The organism is Arthrobacter sp. P2b, from assembly GCF_900168295.1.
GTDB lineage: Bacteria > Actinomycetota > Actinomycetes > Actinomycetales > Micrococcaceae > Arthrobacter.
Map to the genome: position 1 here is coordinate 63,250 of NZ_FVZL01000009.1, position 17,500 is coordinate 80,749.

Annotated in this window: 17 protein-coding genes and 1 tRNA gene; 8 read left to right on the forward strand and 10 right to left on the reverse strand. The window is 65.9% G+C overall.

Annotation, left to right across the window (positions count from 1 at the left end; genetic code table 11):
• Window positions 1-143: 143 nt before the first annotated feature.
• Entirely contained in the window at window positions 144-548 is a 405-nt protein-coding gene (locus B5520_RS14640) for a tautomerase family protein (protein ID WP_079597813.1), read from the reverse strand.
• Between the two features lie 151 nt (window positions 549-699).
• Here B5520_RS14640 and B5520_RS14645 point away from each other — a divergent pair, with 151 nt between their 5' ends.
• Window positions 700-1,059, forward strand: a complete 360-nt coding sequence (locus B5520_RS14645; protein ID WP_079597814.1) for an ArsR/SmtB family transcription factor — start codon at window positions 700-702, stop codon at window positions 1,057-1,059.
• Window positions 1,056-1,538 (forward strand): SRPBCC family protein, encoded by a 483-nt coding sequence (locus tag B5520_RS14650; protein WP_079597815.1) that lies wholly within the window; start codon window positions 1,056-1,058, stop codon window positions 1,536-1,538. The genes B5520_RS14645 and B5520_RS14650 overlap by 4 nt, the downstream gene beginning before the upstream one ends.
• 148 nt (window positions 1,539-1,686) lie before the next feature.
• On the opposite strand, the gene sucD is transcribed toward B5520_RS14650, so the two are convergent.
• The 6 genes from sucD to B5520_RS14680 all read right to left on the reverse strand — a co-directional run bounded on the left by sucD (window position 1,687) and on the right by B5520_RS14680 (window position 9,555).
• Window positions 1,687-2,589: a succinate--CoA ligase subunit alpha gene (gene sucD / locus B5520_RS14655; RefSeq protein ID WP_079597816.1), complete on the reverse strand. Its 903-nt coding sequence runs from the start codon at window positions 2,587-2,589 to the stop codon at window positions 1,687-1,689.
• 11 nt (window positions 2,590-2,600) lie between these two features.
• Complete coding sequence (gene sucC, locus B5520_RS14660) at window positions 2,601-3,770, reverse strand: ADP-forming succinate--CoA ligase subunit beta (RefSeq protein WP_079597817.1); 1,170 nt, start codon at window positions 3,768-3,770, stop codon at window positions 2,601-2,603.
• A 222-nt stretch (window positions 3,771-3,992) separates the two neighbouring features.
• Complete coding sequence (locus B5520_RS14665) at window positions 3,993-4,700, reverse strand: hypothetical protein (RefSeq protein WP_254865585.1); 708 nt, start codon at window positions 4,698-4,700, stop codon at window positions 3,993-3,995.
• 18 nt (window positions 4,701-4,718) lie between these two features.
• Window positions 4,719-5,999: a glycosyltransferase gene (locus B5520_RS14670; RefSeq protein WP_079597819.1), complete on the reverse strand. Its 1,281-nt coding sequence runs from the start codon at window positions 5,997-5,999 to the stop codon at window positions 4,719-4,721.
• A 93-nt stretch (window positions 6,000-6,092) separates the two neighbouring features.
• A complete protein-coding gene (gene pcrA, locus B5520_RS14675; RefSeq protein ID WP_079597820.1) occupies window positions 6,093-8,648 on the reverse strand; it encodes a DNA helicase PcrA in 2,556 nt (851 codons plus the stop codon).
• Between the two features lie 76 nt (window positions 8,649-8,724).
• Entirely contained in the window at window positions 8,725-9,555 is an 831-nt protein-coding gene (locus B5520_RS14680; RefSeq protein WP_079597821.1) for an inositol monophosphatase family protein, read from the reverse strand.
• Between the two features lie 32 nt (window positions 9,556-9,587).
• Between B5520_RS14680 and B5520_RS14685 the strand changes: the two genes are divergently transcribed.
• Window positions 9,588-10,217 carry a hypothetical protein gene (locus tag B5520_RS14685; RefSeq protein ID WP_079597822.1) on the forward strand — a complete coding sequence of 210 codons (630 nt, stop codon included), beginning with the start codon at window positions 9,588-9,590 and terminating at the stop codon, window positions 10,215-10,217.
• On the opposite strand, the gene B5520_RS14690 is transcribed toward B5520_RS14685, so the two are convergent.
• Window positions 10,210-10,968, reverse strand: coding sequence for a DUF998 domain-containing protein (locus B5520_RS14690; RefSeq protein WP_079597823.1), 759 nt, complete (start codon window positions 10,966-10,968; stop codon window positions 10,210-10,212). The two genes, B5520_RS14685 and B5520_RS14690, sit on opposite strands and share 8 nt — an antisense overlap.
• A gap of 82 nt (window positions 10,969-11,050) precedes the next feature.
• On the opposite strand from B5520_RS14690, the gene B5520_RS14695 reads away from it, so the two are divergent.
• The 3 genes from B5520_RS14695 to B5520_RS14705 all read left to right on the forward strand — a co-directional run bounded on the left by B5520_RS14695 (window position 11,051) and on the right by B5520_RS14705 (window position 12,035).
• A tRNA-Arg gene (locus B5520_RS14695) sits at window positions 11,051-11,123 on the forward strand.
• 1 nt (window position 11,124) lies between these two features.
• Entirely contained in the window at window positions 11,125-11,613 is a 489-nt protein-coding gene (locus B5520_RS14700; RefSeq protein WP_079597824.1) for a DUF6314 family protein, read from the forward strand.
• Window positions 11,613-12,035, forward strand: a complete 423-nt coding sequence (locus tag B5520_RS14705) for an NUDIX hydrolase (RefSeq protein ID WP_079597825.1) — start codon at window positions 11,613-11,615, stop codon at window positions 12,033-12,035. The genes B5520_RS14700 and B5520_RS14705 overlap by 1 nt, the downstream gene beginning before the upstream one ends.
• Here the strand turns inward: B5520_RS14705 and B5520_RS14710 are convergent.
• Window positions 12,032-13,945 carry an ABC transporter ATP-binding protein gene (locus B5520_RS14710; protein WP_079597826.1) on the reverse strand — a complete coding sequence of 638 codons (1,914 nt, stop codon included), beginning with the start codon at window positions 13,943-13,945 and terminating at the stop codon, window positions 12,032-12,034. The genes B5520_RS14705 and B5520_RS14710 overlap by 4 nt on opposite strands.
• 46 nt (window positions 13,946-13,991) lie before the next feature.
• Entirely contained in the window at window positions 13,992-15,647 is a 1,656-nt protein-coding gene (locus B5520_RS14715) for an ABC-F family ATP-binding cassette domain-containing protein (protein WP_079597827.1), read from the reverse strand.
• Between the two features lie 251 nt (window positions 15,648-15,898).
• Here B5520_RS14715 and B5520_RS14720 point away from each other — a divergent pair, with 251 nt between their 5' ends.
• Both B5520_RS14720 and B5520_RS14725 read left to right on the forward strand, forming a co-directional pair.
• Window positions 15,899-16,636 carry a hypothetical protein gene (locus tag B5520_RS14720; protein WP_079597828.1) on the forward strand — a complete coding sequence of 246 codons (738 nt, stop codon included), beginning with the start codon at window positions 15,899-15,901 and terminating at the stop codon, window positions 16,634-16,636.
• Window positions 16,633-17,370 carry a hypothetical protein gene (locus B5520_RS14725; protein ID WP_079597829.1) on the forward strand — a complete coding sequence of 246 codons (738 nt, stop codon included), beginning with the start codon at window positions 16,633-16,635 and terminating at the stop codon, window positions 17,368-17,370. The genes B5520_RS14720 and B5520_RS14725 overlap by 4 nt, the downstream gene beginning before the upstream one ends.
• Window positions 17,371-17,500 lie beyond the last annotated feature (130 nt).

Here is a 17,500-nt window from a genome sequence, read left to right on the forward strand (position 1 = left end):
GCAGGAGCTCCGGGACTGGCAGGCCGTGGTGGAGGCCACAGGGACTACTTTGCCGCAGATTTCATGTCCTGTCAAAAGTTTGTACTGACATACTTACAGCAAAGTTAGAGCGCGCTACTTTAGCCGCGCGCGGCAGGTACTGCCTACTTGCGGGGTACGGCAAGTTCTCCGGTCACATACTGGGCCCGCCCGAACCCGAAGGACCAGTCACCGGCGGTGTTTTCCACGTACCCGATGAAGACATCCTCGCCCGCGACCCCCACCCCGGAAAGCTTTTCGGCAACCGCCGCGAACAGCCGCTGCTTCGCCTCCTGCGTCCTGCCGCCCTGGGTGAATATCTGGATCATCACCACTCCCCCGGTCCGTTCGAACCCGAGCCCGGCATCCTGGGCGAAGATCTGCCCCTGCGGGTGCTCAGTGAGGATGTGGAAGTAGTCCCGCTCGGGGATGGCATATTCGGCAAGAATTGCGTCATGGATGCCCCGGCTCAGCCGCTGCAGCTCCTCCGGAGTGCGTCCTTCGTTCACATCAATACGTACAAGTGGCATTTTCGCTCCTCTGGAAGTTTGTCCTGACATACTAACAATATCGGGAGCGGCGAGACAAGGCCGAGAGGTGTTGAAGGACGCGGGATGAAGGAGTAGCCTCAAACAACCAAGAGGTTGATAAACAAGTTAGTTGATTAGCAAGAGGCCGCACATGAACTTCGAAAGTACTGCGTTGGACTCGGCCTTTATGGCCCTGGCCGACCCCGTGCGGCGGAGCATCATTGCCCGGCTCAGCCGGGGCCCGGCCACAGTTAATGAGTTGGCGGAACCATTCGAAATTTCCAAGCAGGCAGTTTCGAAGCACATCCAGGTACTCGAGCAGGCGCAACTGGTTACCCGGACCAGGGATGCCCAGCGCAGGCCCGTCCACCTGAACCCCGCACGGCTGGAGGCACTCACCGCCTGGATCAACCAGTACCGGCTGGTCCGCGAGGAGCAGTTCCGCAGCCTTGATGCCGTGCTTCAATCCAGCGCCGGGCACCACGGCGCCAAGGCAAAGGAAAAGCCATGACCAATCCCCTGAAACTCAGTGTCCCCGAAGGCCTTCCCTTCATCGACTTCGAGCGTGAGTTCGATTTCCCCGTCGCGGACGTATTCCGGGCGCACAAGGAACCGGATCTTATTGCGCAGTGGCTGGGCCCCCGCGGCCTCAAAATGGAGATGGACCACTACGACTTCCGCAGCGGCGGCACCTACCGATACATCCACACCGGGCCGGACGGCGTGGCTTACGAATTCACCGGGGTGTTCCATACGGTCCGTGAAAACGAGTTTGCCCTGCAGACCTTCGAGTTCGGCGGTTATCCGGACGTGGTCAGCCTCGAGTTCATGACGTTCGAGGACCTCGGCGGCGGCCGGTGCAGGCTGCGCGGCCACTCCGTCTACCCCAGCATGGAGGCACGTGACGGCATGGCCCAGTCCGGCATGGAGGGCGGCATGACAGAAGGCTACGAGCGGCTCGACGAGCTGCTCACCGCTGCCAAAGCCTGAAACGCAGAAAGTACGACGACGTCAGGTCACCTCCCACGCGGAAGGTGACCTGGCGTCGTCGTACTTAAAACAGCAACGCGGGGTCACTCCGCGGCCAATCCAGAGTGTGGAAAGGGCGGGAAGTGACCCCGCGTTGTTGGAGAGAACCCTAGAGGGCTGCGAAAACCTCGCGCAGCAGCGTGGCGGTCTCGGACGGCGTCTTGCCGACCTTCACGCCTGCAGCTTCGAGGGCTTCCTTCTTGGCCTGGGCGGTTCCGGCGGAACCGGAGACGATGGCGCCGGCGTGGCCCATGGTCTTGCCTTCAGGAGCGGTGAAGCCGGCAACGTAGCCGACAACCGGCTTGGTGACGTTGGCCTTGATGAAGTCGGCAGCACGTTCCTCGGCGTCGCCGCCGATTTCGCCGATCATCACGATCGCCTTGGTCTCGGGGTCGGCTTCGAACGCAGCCAGGGCGTCGATGTGCGTGGTGCCGATGATGGGGTCGCCGCCGATGCCGATGGCTGTGGAGAAGCCGAGGTCGCGCAGTTCGTACATCATCTGGTAGGTCAGGGTGCCCGACTTGGAGACCAGGCCGATGGGGCCCTTGCCGGTGATGTTGGCCGGCGTGATGCCCACCAGTGCTTCACCGGGGGTGATGATGCCGGGGCAGTTCGGTCCGATGATGCGCGTGACCTGGTTGCCGTCAGCGTCGAGCTTGGACTGCGCGAGGGCCCAGAATTCGGCGGAGTCCTGGACCGGGACGCCTTCGGTGATGACAACCACCAGGCCGATGCCGGCCTCGATGGCTTCAACAACGGCGTTCTTGGTGAATGCCGGCGGGACGAAGACGATGGAGACGTCAGCGCCGGTCTCTGCCATGGCTTCCTTGACGGTGCCGTAGACGTTGATCTCGGCGTCGCCGTGCAGGACGGTGGTGCCGGCCTTGCGGGCGTTGACGCCACCCACAATGTTGGTGCCGGCCTTCAGCATCAGGGCGGTGTGCTTGGTGCCTTCACCGCCGGTGATGCCCTGGACGATGACCTTGGAGTCCTTGTTCAGATAGATAGACATGGTGCGTCCCTTTACTTCGCTGCGTTGGCGAGCTCGGCGGCCTTGTCGGCGCCCTCGTCCATGGTGGCGGCCAGGGTAACCAGCGGGTGGTTGGCCTCGTTCAGGATGCGGCGGCCTTCTTCGACGTTGTTGCCGTCGAGGCGGACTACCAGCGGCTTGTTGGCAGTGTGGCCGAGCTCGGCCAGCGCGCCGACGATGCCCTTGGCCACGGCGTCACAGGCGGTGATGCCGCCGAAGACGTTCACGAACACGGACTTGACCTGCTCGTCGCCCAGGATGACGTCCAGGCCGGCGGCCATGACCTCGGCCGAAGCTCCGCCGCCGATGTCCAGGAAGTTGGCGGGCTTGACGTTGCCGTGGTTTTCACCGGCGTAGGCAACGACGTCCAGCGTGGACATGACCAGGCCTGCACCGTTGCCGATGATGCCCACTTCGCCGTCCAGCTTGACGTAGTTGAGGTCCTGCGCCTTTGCCTTGGCCTCCAGCGGGTCAGCAGCGTCCTTGTCTTCAAGGAGGGCGTGCTTGGCGTGACGGAATTCGGCGTTCTCGTCCAGCGAGACCTTGCCGTCCAGTGCCACGATTTCGCCGGCGCCGGTCTTGACGAGCGGGTTGACCTCCACCAGGGTGGCGTCTTCCTTCTTGAAGACATCCCAGAGCTTGAGGATGACGTCGGCCACCTTGCCGCGCAGTTCCTCAGCGAAGCCAGCGGCTGCGACGATTTCATCGGCCTTTGCCTGGTCGATGCCGATGGCGGGATCGATGGCGATCTTGGCCAGCGCTTCCGGGCGTTCGACGGCGAGCTGTTCGATTTCCATGCCGCCCTCAACCGAGCACATGGCCAGGTAGTTTCGGTTGGCCCGGTCCAGCAGGACGGAGAAGTAGTATTCCTCGGCGATGTCCGCACCCTGGGCGATCATCACCTTGTTGACCGTGTGGCCCTTGATGTCCATGCCCAGGATGTTGGTGGAGTGCTCAAGCGCCTCGTCGGCGGACTTTGCGACCTTCACGCCGCCGGCCTTGCCTCGGCCACCAACCTTGACCTGCGCCTTTACGACAGTAACGCCGCCGATCTTCTCGGCAGCTGCCTTTGCTTCTTCTGGGGTGTACGCCACGATGCCGGCAAGCACGGGTACACCGTGCGCCTCGAACATATCGCGCGCCTGGTATTCAAACAGGTCCACGGTTTAGTGTCCTTCTACGTCGAAGTAGTTTCTGTACAGTCGGGCACCATCGAAGACGATGACCGGGCTGCGGAATTGCACGCACCGGAGGCCTGTTGGAAACAAGCCACGCGGCGTGATGCTCCATGGGGAACTCTAGTCCTTTGGAGGGACCGGGCCGTCCCAGACTACCTCTTATGTGAGTAAGGACACTATTCTATGAGGCGTAGAAAAACCGCGTAATTACGGGGTTTTTGAGGCCTCGGCGGGTGGAGGCGGGGCAGCGTTTTCCGGCCTGGAGATCAGTTCGTAACGCTCCGGGGAAACAAAGAATCCCACACCGGCGGACACGTTTCCGCATGCCACGCCGCCGTTGTAGGCGGAACACCGCAGCCCGTTGCGTTCGAGGTTCCGGCCCTCCGCCAGGACCGGCAGCTGGGCCAGGGCACCCGCCCTGTTGCCGTTGGGGCCGTAGGTTGCCTCCATTTGTGTGACGCCGGAACGGCACTCACCGTACGTTGCGTTGTCAGGGGTCAGGAAGGCAACGCCGCCCAGGTAGCCGAGCGATGTTCCGGCGCAGTCATCCCGGACGTCGTCGTGGGCGGGCTTCGGGTACCTGGCCAGTTCACAGTGGGCCACGGGGACGATGGCCAGCTTGTTGTTCGCTAAGTCGGTGAAGCTGTTCGTTTCGTAGGGGAGGTTCACATGCTCGCCGCGCGCGGAGGTCAGCGAACAGACAATGGTGCGGTCCTCGGTGATGAAGGAGAGGACGCCCTCAGTGCTGGAAAAATCGTCGGGATTGGCCAACGCCGCCTGTTCCAGCTGGTCCATCGGTGCCGGCGGAGGCGGCGGCACGTAGCCGGGGTCCTCGGTGGTCACGGTGCATCCCGTGGCGGCCGCCAGCACAAGGGCGGCGAGCATCCCCCAAACAGTCCGTCGCATGGCCCCCATTATGCTTCATGCCCGGGTTCACCTGGAGGCGAGCACCCTTTCCACAACGTCTGCCGCGGCCTCGGCCGGATCCTGCCGGGCGAAGTCCTGCCGCATCTGCTGCGCCCGTTCTTTCCACCCCGGCTCGGCAAGGATGGAGTGCACGGCCCTCCGGATCTTCTCCGGCGAGGGAGCCTCGGTCCGCAGGTTGATGCCGGCACCGGCATATTCCACGCGGGCGTTGACATCGCTCTTGCCTTCATTGATGCCGGACACCACCAGCGGGACGCCTTTGGACAGGGCTAACTGCACGCCGCCGAACCCGCCGTTGGTGACGAAGACGTCCGTGGACTCAAAGACGGCGGCGAAGTCCACATAGTCGCGGATGAGGATGTTTGGCTGCGGGTAGCGCCGGTTCAGTTCGGCGGTTCCCCTGCCGCCTGTTGCCACAATCACCAGGGCATCCATGTCCTGCAGCGCCTCCAGCGCGGGAATGATGAGCTTGTCCTGGTCCGCGTTGTCCACGGTGCCCTGGGTGACCACGATGGTTGTGGAGTATCCGGGCGGCAGCTCTTCCGCTACGTCGGCGCCGGGGCGGCGGTATGGCAGGAGCGCCCCGACGTAGTGCACTTTGGGGTTGGTGTTGCGGCGCGGAAAATCAAGGGACTGCGTGCCGGCCTGGATGACGGCGTCCGAGCACCGGTACGCATCGTCGGTGAGCCTGCCCCTTTTGGGCACGTCCTGGCCGTAGAAGGTGTGCTGGCGCCGGTAGCTTTGGTGCGCAGGGCGGAGGATGATTTTGTCCGACAGCTGACCGGCCACGGTTTGCAGGGCCTTCCCGGCCGGGTTCCGCGGCGGCCGGAAGCCGAAGAAGAGCGGGGGCACCAGCGGATCGCTCTCCATGTTGGGTATCACCGCGACATTCACCACCGGCTTGCCCAGCAGGTGCGATACGAGCCGCTGGACGAACATGGAGCTGTCCACCACCAGGGCATCGAAGGGAAACTCCTGCTGCAGGTCACGGATGTCCTCGAAGAAGTTGCTGATGTTGCTGGCGAAGATCTTTTCGCCATCGAAGCCGATGGCCCGGGGCCCTTTGAGCCTGGCCCGCTCCGGATACAGCTCAAAGAGATTGTCGGCGCGGTGTTCGATGGCGCGCTTGAAGGGGATCAGGGGAATCCCGAGGCCCTTCAGCTTTCCCGTGAACACCGGGCCGGTGTACCAGCGGACATCGTGGCCCCGCTCCTTGAGCCTCATGGCCACACCGGTCATCGGATTGAAGTGGCCATCAATTGCCTGGCTCGCGAACAGGATGTTCATGGTCCCACTCCGACCTCGGGTACCGCTGCTGGGGGAAGTTCCTGAACTGTAGCCGCGAATGACGGAAGCGGGCAAGGGCCCGCCCCCGTTCGCCTACGCGTCCAGCTTGGTCAGCGGCGCATACCGCAGCAGCAGGCGCTTTTCGCCGACGTCGAACTTCACCTTGGCTACCGTTTTGTCCCCTGCGCCTTCCAGCGCCAGGACCGTCCCGTTGCCAAAACTCGTGTGGTTTACCTTGTCCCCCACGCTGACGGCCACGATTTCCTTTTGCGGCTGCACGCGGTTCCGGGCGATGACGGCGGGAACGTCTGCGTTGAAGCCGGCAGAAGAGTCAGCTGCCGCGCCGCGGGCAGTGCCTGCACCCCAGAAGGATCCGCTGTAGCGGCCCGAACCGATGGATCCGCCGCCCCAGGCGCCGGCCTGCCGGCTGGTACCTTCACGCTTCCACTCCAGCAGCTCGGCGGGAATTTCCTCCAGGAACTGGCTGGCGGGGTTGTACTGGCTTTGGCCCCACATGCTGCGTACCTCGGAGCGGGTGACGTACAGCCGCTTCCGGGCACGGGTCAGACCCACGTACGCCAGCCGGCGTTCTTCGGCGAGTTCCTTGGGGTCCGTTGCCGACCGCTGGTGCGGGAACAGGCCGTGCTCCATGCCGGTCAGGAACACCACCGGGAATTCGAGCCCCTTGGCCGTGTGGAGCGTCATCAGGGTGACCACGCCCAGCCGCTTTGCCTCAGCTACCGCGGAATCGATATCGGCTCCCGGGGCATCGGGGATCTGGTCGGCGTCAGCCACCAGGGACACCTGTTCCAGGAACGCTGCGAGCGAGCCTTCCGGGTTGTCGCGTTCGTATTCACGGACGACGGCGACAAGTTCCGCCAGGTTCTCCACCCGGGACTCGTCCTGGGGATCGGTGCTGGAACGCAACGCGGCAAGGTAGCCGGTCTGTTCCAGGACGGCTTCCAGTGCCGCGGCGGCGCCGGAACCGGATGCCACCTCTGCAAGGTCGTCCAGCAGCTTCACGAAGCCAAGGACGGCGTTGACCGAACGGGTTGCCATGCCCGGCGCGTGTTCAGCCCGGCGGGCTGCAGCCATGAATGATGTCCGCTCGCGCTGCGCCAGGGCGGCCACGGCGCCTTCGGCGCGGTCGCCGATCCCGCGCTTGGGTTCGTTGAGGACCCTGCGGAGGTTGACGTCGTCGTCGGGGTTGACCAGGACCCGGAGGTACGCGAGGGCGTCCTTGATTTCCTTGCGCTCGTAGAAGCGGGTGCCGCCCACCACCTTGTACGGCAGGCCCACGCGGACCAGCACGTCCTCGATGGAGCGGGACTGGGCGTTGGTCCGGTAGAAGATGGCGACGTCGCCGGGACGGAGGTTGTCCTCGTCCTGGAGCCGGTCGATTTCCTTGGCGATGAACTGTGCTTCGTCGTGCTCGTTTTCGCCCACGTAGCCGATGATCTTGTGGCCTTCGCCCTCCGCGGTCCACAGCCGCTTTTCGGGACGGTTGGGGTTGCGGGAGATCACGGAGTTGGCCGCGCTGAGGATGTTCTGCGTGGAGCGGTAGTTCTGCTCCAGCTTGATGGTGCGGGCCTCCGGATAGTCCTTTTCAAACTCCACGATGTTGCGGATGTCCGCGCCACGGAAGGCGTAGATGGACTGATCGGAATCGCCCACCACCGTGAGCTCCGATGCGCCGGGCCCCTCCCCCACGATTTCGCGGACCAGGGCGTACTGGGCGTGGTTGGTGTCCTGGTATTCGTCCACGAGGACGTGGCGGAACCGGCGGCGGTAGGACTCGGCAAGCGCTGGAAACGCGCGGAACATAAAGACCGTCTCGGCGATGAGGTCGTCAAAGTCCATGGCGTTGGCCTGGCGCAGCCGCTGGGTGTAGCCCTTGTACACCTCGGCCACGGCCTGTTCGAAGGGATCGTTGTAGTTCGCTGCCGAGGCATAGGAATCGGCGTCGATCAGTTCGTTCTTCAGCGCAGAGATCTTGTGCTGGATGGCTTTGGGCGCGAACTTCTTGGGATCCAGGTCCAGGGCTTTGGACACCTGGGTGACGAGCCGCAGGGAATCGGCGGAGTCGTAGATGGAGAAGTTCGATTTCAGGCCGACGTTTGCGGCCTCCTGCCGCAGGATCCGCACGCAGGACGAGTGGAACGTGGAGATCCACATGATCTTGGCCCGGCCGCCCACCAGGGCTTCGATGCGTTCCCTCATTTCGGCGGCGGCCTTGTTGGTGAAGGTGATGGCCAGGATTTCGCCGTGGTGGGCACGCCCGGTGGCGATCAGGTAGGCGATCCTGTTGCTGAGCACACGGGTCTTTCCCGAACCGGCACCGGCCACAATCAGCAGCGCGGAGCCGGCATGCTTAACCGCTTCCTCCTGCTGCGGGTTCAGTCCCTCCAGCAGCTGGGCCGCGTCCGGCCGCCGGGCACCCTGCCGGTGGCTCCCCGACTGGTCGTCCCCGTGCTGGCCGCCAGGTTGCCCGCCGCCCCCATGGCGGGTGCCCTCAGGGTTCCAGGAGGGCGCGCTGCCGCCCGGACCGGCCGCGGTGGCCACGCCGTCAGGACGCGTTTTGGTGCGGGTTGCCGCTGCGGGAGCGGCCTTGAACGGTCCGTCAGAGTACGGGTCAAACAACATATCCATGGTGCCTACAAGTCTAGGCGGTGGGACCGACACGCACTTCCAGCCTGTGGATTACGGAAGGACGGGGCAGTAATCCTCAGGCGACCGAGCCGGACTCAAGGGCCGCACGCAACTCCCGTACCGCCGTCGTTCCTCCTGCCATGAACCATTCCAGGCCGTTGACCCGGACCGTGTCCACGGCGCCGCCCGCGGCCCGGACGATGGCCTTGCCGGGCAGCCAGTCCCATTCCGGGCAGCTGTGCTGGAACCAGCAGCCCATCTGTCCGTCCGCCACCCTGCCCAGGTCGCAGGAGCCCGAACCCAGCATGCGGAGCGTCGCGGCGGACGTTGCCGCGGCGTGCCACGGCATGGCGCACAACGGGTCCATGAGCCAGCGGGGATGGATGTAGGTGGCGGCACCCAGTTCGGCGACCGCCGTCGCGTTCCGCGCTCCCCTGTTGTCCTGGAAGACGGTGAGCGGCTCCCCGTTCAGGGTGGCCGGGTGCGTACGGCCGCCCAGCCAGAGCTTGTCCTCCTCCGGCTGGTAGATGGCGCCGAGCAGCACGTCGGAGGTGTCCTTCAGCGCGATGGCGGAGCACCAGTAGGTGGAGCCGTGCAGGAAGTTGTAGGTGCCGTCCACGGGATCGATCACCCAGGTCCGGCCGCTGCTGCCCTTGACCGAGGCCCCCTCCTCGCCGAGGATTCCGTCCTCCGGCCGGCAGCGCTGGAGCTGCTCCAGCACATAGGCTTCTGCGGCATGGTCGGCGGCTGTCACCACATCCGAGATGGAGGTCTTCTGCTGGGACTGCAGCCCGGCCATCCGCATCAGCAGCGCCAGCTGCCCGGCTTCGCGGACCAGTGCCGCCGCAAGCTGGTGGTCGTCCAGTGAGGGGTCAAGTTCTATTGCGCTGTGCCGGCCATTGGTCATGGCTTCAGTTTATGGGGCGGGATAATGGTGCCATGGCCAAAACCCCTGCCCAGCGGATCAAGAAGCACGGCTCCAAAGCGGTGGTGCCGCAGCACCACCTGCCGCCGGTGGTCAACCCCACCACGGCCCGCACGCCGGAGAAAGCGGAAAGCAACAGCAACCTCATCCTGGTTGCCGGGGTGGTGGCAAGCCTCTTCCTGTTCTGGTACCTGCACCTGCTGACCCTGGACCAGCTCCGGCAGCTGTCCGGCGGCCTGGCGATGCCGGATTCCCTGGTCGGCGGCTTCGATCCCGGGTATGTCGGCCAGCTGCAGGCGGCGATGGACGCTGACGCGCGCGGGCAGCTCAACTACGTCCACAAGACCGCCGGAACCCTCTTCCCGCTGATTTTCGGCTTCACGTGGCTGCTGCTGATCGGGACCAACGTGGCCCGCAGGGCGGTGCGCTGGACGCTGTGGGCGCTGCTCCTGCTGTTCGTGGTGGCCCGTCTGTGGGGCAACGTCGCCATCGACGGAATGCTCGCTGCCGGTGCGCCCGATGCCGGCCAGGTGGCCGTGGCGTCCGGCCTCACCGTTGCCGGCTGGGTTCTCCTGGTCCTGTGCCTGCTCACCGGAGCCGCGGCTGTGGTGTTCAAGGCGCGGAAGGCAAAAACCGCTACCTGACGGCCGCTGGGGCGCGTACCTGCTTCCGGTGCCGGTGCACGCGCCGGGCAATGACCAGGCCCGCCGCCGCCATCCCCACCGTCACGGGATAACCCATCAGCCGTTCCAGGGTGCCGGGCTCGGGGACGTCCATCCCGGTCAGGGCTCCGGTGGCCAGCGCCGCCAGGGATACCCCGCCGCACACCAGGATGAACCAGGCCATCCCGGATTTCCGCAACCACAGGCTTCCCAGCACCAGCAGGGCAACGGCGCCGGCCAGGAAGTACATGACCGCTCCGGCAAAGTGCCAGAAGGAACCCACGTCCTCGGGGACCAGTCCCACAATGACGGTTCCTGCCCCTGCCGTCCCGGCCAGCACCCGGACCCAGACGGCCGCCAGCCACGGGTTGCGCTGCCCGGGTTGGACCCGGACGCCGGCGCGGGCTGCCACGCACAGCAGCCCGGAACTGAGCAGCAGGGCGCCCAGCAGCATCCCCAGGCCCTGGACCACGAACGAGGCGTTCATCAGCCAGCTCAGCGGGGAGCAGACCTCCCGGCCGTCATAGATGCCGCAGTTGATTGCACCGAGATCACTGATGTACCCGGTCCGCAGGTCGTACGGCCGGGGACCCGCCCAAGCTCCGATCACTGCAGCTTCGGCCGCAAAATACTGCAGCACGCTCAGCACGGACCACGCCCCGATGTACTGCCGGGTGGAGGTTGTATCCGGAATAAAGGCCACTGCGGGGGTAGCGGACGCGGCTGAACTCATGCTTTGAGCGTAGTACGGCCCCACACCTTGTATGCTTGTATCCGTGTCCGGCCGGACCGGCCCTGCCGATCTTCGGACGCCCGCCCTCGTAGCTCAGTGGATAGAGCACGGCTCTCCTAAAGCCGGTGTCGTTGGTTCGATTCCAATCGAGGGCACTTGAACCTTCGTCCTCCGGAGTTTGATCTCCGCGCCTACCTGCTGGGCGCTGCCCGGCCTGGCACCGCCGGCGGTGCGGCGGCCGGCCGCTGGACCCTTGAGCGGGACCTGCTGGACCGTGCTGATGGCACCCGCGGAACCTTTTCCGGCGTCGTACTTTTCACTCCAACGGACGACGGCGGCCTGGCGCTCCGCGAAGAAGGCACCATGCGCTGGCCCTCCTTCACCGGCCCCGCCTCGCGCGAATACCTGCTGAAGCCGGCAGCGGGACGCCCCGACGCCCTGGATGTGTTCTTCCCCGACGGGCGTCCGTTCCACCGGATGAGCTTCACCCCGGAGGCCAACCTGGACAATCACTGGTGCGATCCCGACACCTACCGCGTGGCCTACACGCTCGAGGGGCCGGACGCGTTCAGCTTCAGCTGGGACGTCACCGGGCCGCGCAAGGACCTTCTGCTGGCGTCCCGCCTCGTTCGGAGTGCTGCCTGATGAAGGCGCGCATCGTTGTGTCCGCCGTCTGCGTGTTCGACCCCGCGGGCCGGCTCCTGACAGTGCGGAAGCGCGGCACCGGCATGTTTATGCACCCCGGGGGCAAGCCCGAGGCCGGCGAAACAGCAGTCCAGGCAGCCGCCCGCGAGCTGGCGGAGGAGGTGGGGATCGTCATCGATCCCCGGGATCTGGAGCTGATGGGCGTCTGGATCGCCGATGCCGCCAACGAGGCCGCCACGGACATTGAAGCCACCGTGTTCCGTGCGCCGGGGACGTGGCAGGCCCACCCGTCGGCCGAGATCGCGGAGATCCGCTGGCTGGACCTCGCTGCCCTTGACCGGGGCGCAGCACTGCCGCCGGACCTTGCCCCGCTGCTGACGGACTACATCCTGCCGGAGCTGGGGGCACAGCCGGACGCCTAAAGCTCCGGGACGGCTTCCTGGGCCACCGCCGTGGCCTCGGCGAACTGCGTCCGGTACAGCTCGGCGTAGCGGCCTTCGGCAGCCAGCAGTTCGGTGTGGGTGCCGCGTTCCACGATCCGGCCGTCCTCCACCACCAGGATGGCGTCCGCCGCACGGATGGTGGACAGGCGGTGGGCGATCACGACGGCGGTCCGCCCCTCGAGTGCGGCGCCCAGGGCGGCCTGCACGGCGGCCTCGTTGGTGGAGTCCAGGGCGGCGGTGGCCTCGTCCAGGATGACCACCCGTGGCTGGGCGATCAGCAGCCGGGCGATGGTGAGGCGCTGGCGCTCACCGCCGGACAGGCGGTAGCCGCGCTCCCCCACCACGGTGTCCAGCCCGTCGGGCAGGGACCGGATCATCGTTTCCAGCCGCGCCTGCCGGATGACCTCCCACATGTCCTCGTCGGTGGCGTCCGGCCGGGCCAGGCGCAGGTTGGAGGCGATGGTTTCGTGGAAGAGGTGGCCGTCCTGCGTCACCATGCCCAGGGTGTCGCGAAGGGAGTCGAAGGTGGCATCCCGGATGTCCAGTCCGGTGCCCGGCATGACCCCGCCCAGCCGGACGGCGCCGGAATCCACGTCGTACAGGCGCGCCAGCAGCTGGGCGATGGTCGATTTGCCCGCTCCGGAGGAGCCGACCAGGGCCACGGTCTGGCCCGGCTCCACCCGGAAACTGATGCCGTGCAGCACTTCCTCGCCGCCGCGCGTGTCCAGCGTGGACACTTCCTCCAGCGAGGCCAGCGAGACCTTGTCCGCCGCGGGGTAGGCGAAGCGGACGTCGTCGAACTCCACGGACACCGGGCCCGGCGGGACAGGGACGGCGTCCGGCTTTTGCTGGATCAGGGGTTTCAGGTCCAGGATCTCAAAAACGCGTTCAAAGCTGACCAGGGCGCTCATGATTTCAACCCTGGCGTTGGACAGTGCGGTGAGCGGAGCGTAAAGGCGGGTGAGCAGCAGCGCCAGGACCACCACATCGCCGGGTGCGAGCTGGTTGGTGATCGCCAGCCAGCCGCCAAGCCCGTAGACCAGTGCCAGGGCCAGGGCGGAGACCAGGGTCAGGGCGGTGACGAACGTAAACTGCAGCATCGCGGTGCGGATGCCGATGTCGCGGACCCGCCCCGCCCGCACCGCGAACTCGCGGGATTCCTCTGCGGGCCGGCCGAACAGCTTGACCAGCGTGGCGCCGGGCGCCGAAAAGCGTTCGGTCATCTGCGTGCCCATGGCGGCGTTGTGTTCCGCTGCCTCGCGGCGCAGGTCCGCCAGCCTGGATCCCATCCTCCGGGCCGGGATGAGGAAGACGGGCAGCAGGATCATCGCCAGGACTGTCACCTGCCATGAGGTGCCCAGCATCACGATCAGGGTGAGGATCAGCGCCACCACATTGCTGACCACTCCGGACAGGGTGCCGGCAAATGCCGACTGCGCGCCGATGACGTCGTTGTTGAGGCGGCTGACCAGGGCCCCGGTCCGGGTGCGGGTGAAGAAGGCAATCGGCATCTTCTGCACGTGGTCAAAGACGCGCGTGCGAAGGTCCACAATGACGCCTTCGCCGATGGTTGAGGAAAGCCAGCGGTTGACCAGGCCCACCCCCGCCTCGACGATGGCGACGACGGCGATGAGCAGCGCAAGCCGGAGCACCTCGCCGGCACCGGCCTTGGCCACGATCGCGTCCACCACCTGTCCCGCAAGGACGGGAGTGGCCACGGCCAGGAAGGCCATCACGATCGAGAGCGCCACGAAGGCCAGCAGCTTGCCGCGGTGCGGGCGGGCGAAGGCCAGGACCCGTTTCAGGGTTTCTTTGGAGAACGGCTTGGAACCGCTCTTGGCCCGGGTGATCTTGTACAGGGAGTTCCAGGCCACGCCTTCCATGCTCATAGCTGCTGCTCCGCGCTCACATTACTGCCCATACCGTCGTTTCCATTCAAATACTGCTGCCGATCCGCTGCTCGGTGACCGTCCCGCTGTCCACATCCCAACGTACATCCAGGCGAACGTTCTCCAGCAGCCGCCGGTCGTGGGTCACCAGGAGCAGTGCGCCGTCGTAGCTGTCCAGTGCCTCTTCCAGCTGCTCGATGGCCGGCAGGTCCAGGTGGTTGGTGGGTTCGTCAAGGACCAGGAGGTTAACGCCGCGCGCCTGGAGCAGGGCCAATGCGGCGCGGGTCCGTTCTCCCGGCGAGAGGGAGTCAACCGCCCTGGCCGTGTGATCCGCCTTCAGGCCGAATTTCGCCAGGAGGGTACGGACCTCCGCCGGGGTCTGGTCCACCAGGACGGCCTCGACGGCGTCTGCCAGGGCAAGGTGCCCCGCCAGCAGCCCGCGCGCCTGGTCAATCTCGCCAATGGCAACAGAGGCGCCCATCGAGGCGCTGCCCGAATCGGGTTCGGCCGCGCCCAGGAGCAGGCGCAGCAGGGTGGACTTGCCGGCTCCGTTGGGGCCGGTGATGCCGATCCGCTCCCCCGCGTTGAGCTGCAGGTTGACCGGTCCCAGGGTGAAGCTTCCCTGCCGCAGCACGGCGTCGCGGAGGGTTGCCACCACGGCGCTGGAGCGGGGGGCCTTGCCGATGGAGAACTGGAGCTGCCATTCCTTGCGCGGCTCTTCCACCACGTCCAGCCGGGCAATGCGGGATTCCATCTGCCGGACTTTCTGGGCCTGCTTTTCGGAGGACTCGGTGCTGGCTGCCCGGCGGATCTTGTCGTTGTCGGGGCTCTTCTTCATGGCGTTCCGGACGCCCTGCGAGCTCCACTCGCGCTGCGTCCGCGCACGTGAGACAAGGTCTGCCTTGGTGGTGGCAAACTCCTCGTACTTTTCGCGAGCGTGCCGCCGCGCGACAGCCCGCTCTTCCAGGAAGGCGTCGTAGCCGCCGTCGTAAACGGCTACCGCGTTCTGTGCCAGGTCCAGTTCCACCACCGTGGTGACGCAGCGGGCCAGGAACTCGCGGTCGTGGCTGACCAGGACCACGCCGCCGCGGAGGCCTTTGACGAAGTCCTCCAGCTTGGCGAGGCCGGCCAGGTCAAGGTCGTTGGTGGGCTCGTCCAGGAGCACCACGTCGAACCGGCTGAGCAGCAGCGCCGCCAGGGCGACACGCGCGGCCTGGCCGCCGGACAGTCCGGTCATGGGTGCATCGGGGCCCGCCTCCAGTCCCAGGTCCGCCAGGACGGCGGGGATGCGGTCGTCAAGGTCCGCGGCGCCGGAGGCCATCCACCTGTCGAAAGCGTGGGCGTAGGCGTCATCGGCACCCGGCGCGCCTGCACCCAATGCTTCTGCCGTGGATTCCATCTCCGCGGTGGCCTGTGCGCAGCCCGTGCGCCGGGCGATGTAACCGGCCACCGTCTCGCCGGATACCCGTTCATGTTCCTGGGGAAGCCAGCCAACGAACGCATCGGCGGGAGCAAGGCTGACAGAGCCTTCCTGCGGCTGGTCGACGCCGGCGAGGAGCCGCAGCAGGGTGGATTTGCCCGCACCGTTGGCACCCACCACTCCCACCACGTCACCGGGAGCAACCGTGAGGGAAAGCCGGGAGAAAAGCTGGCGGTGGTCGTGGCCGCCGGCGACGTCCTTGGCAACAAGGGTTGCAGTCATCGATCCGTCCTTTCACCGGCGCATCCGCAGCCGGTTTCCTGCCGGAACCGTGCCGGCATTGCCCGTGCAGAACAGCAGGGAAAATGCCGCCGGGCCGCAAGACATAAAAGAACCCGCTGGTCCGGACTTGGGGGGTGTACGGACCAACGGGCTCGACCATCAAGCATAGTCGAAACACCATCGGCGGTAAAATCGGCTCCGCAACGGCGCGCTAAAATCGAGTCAACCGTCCGTTCTGCAGAGAGCCCTTCATGACCCTTCCCGCCAAGGCGTTCCAGCGCTGGCTGCAGGGCATCGCCCCCGATGCCAGCACGGCAGATGTCTGCAGGGTCTCCGGGATCAAACGGACCACCCTTGCGCAGCAGCTGGTCCGGGGCAAGATCTCCGTCAGTACCGTGGTCAGCATCAGCCGCGCCTACAACATCAATCCGGTGGCGGCCTTGGCTGACTTCGAGCCGTACCGGGAACTGGCCGGGCCTCCGCGTCCCCCTACCCGCTGTGAGCTGGTCAGCCAGATCTCCACGCCGGACCTCCTCCGGTCCCTGCTGGCCAGGCAGGCGATGGACCCTGCGCGGCGATCCCGGGAGAAGCCTGCCGCGCTGAGCCCGGCACCGCACGCCACCTCCGTCAAGAACTGGGTGGATGCCATCGACGACGGTGAGGTGCGGCACCGGGTCTCGGCCGCCACAGGAGTGGCGCCGCAAAACTATTCCGCGCAGTTGACCGCCAACCGGCTGTCCCCCGAACTCGCGGTGGCCACGGCGCTGGCGGCCGGCGTGGGACCGGCGGGCGGCCTGGTTGCCACCGGCCTTATCACCGAGGAAGAGGCCGGCTGGCCTCCGGACGCCCGGCAGGCGGCGCTGGACAGCATGTCCGACGGCGACCTTACTGCCCTTGCGGGTGACAGGCTGCAGGCCCTGGGCAAAGTCCTGCGCCGGCAGGAGCACGACCAAGCGCAGACAGAAAAGATCTGGGAGAACCTGGGATGATTGCAATTCTTCAGTGGACCACATTGGCCGTCTGCGGCCTGATCGCGGTGGCCCGCATACCCAGTGCGCTGCGCGGGAAGAACAGGTCGCTCTTCTACATCTTCGCCCTGATGACCCTGGCCATCCTCCTCAGCATCGAGGCGCCCTACGTTGCCATCGACCAGGCCCTGGGCGGCAGCAACATTGCCAACCTGCTGCTGCGCTTCGTCATCTTCGCCGCCATCTACTTTGTGGGCGTCCGGGTCACGAAGGGGTTTGGTGCCGAGGGTGCCTACCGGCTCATCACGGGAAGGGCCGGAATGGCCGTCCTGCTGCTGATCTCCCTGGCCATGGTGGCGGTGTTCTTCATGATGGACACGGCAGGCTCCTCGGCGGGGCTTGTGGGCCCGGCCAGGAAGGATTCCCGGAACGGCGTGCTGGTGGAGTACTACGGCGCGGCCGGCCGGGCGTATCCCTCCTATGTTTCGCTGGTTCTGCTGCCAGCCATGGTCCGCGCCGTGGGAAGCCGGTTGCCGGGCCTGGTGCGCGTCGCTGCCGGACTGCTGGCAGTGGGCGGGATCGCCATCGCCCTCACCCTGCTTTTCCCGGTCATCCCGCGGGACTGGGCCGCGGTTGAGTTCGTGGTGAACTATACGGCGGTGCTGTGTTTTGTGATTGGTTTGGCGCTGATTTGGGCGGCGAGGGTGAAAAACGGCAGGACTGCCGGGGGCAGGGAGACATATACCGAAAAGTAACTCCCTAAGCGCTTTCACAAAATCATTAGAATGTGAAACAATCATGAATGTGTGAAGGTGGGGCGCAGGGCGTTTACGAACGGGGATAAATTCTTGGACGCTCCCGCCCCGGGGGCCTTCACACGACATT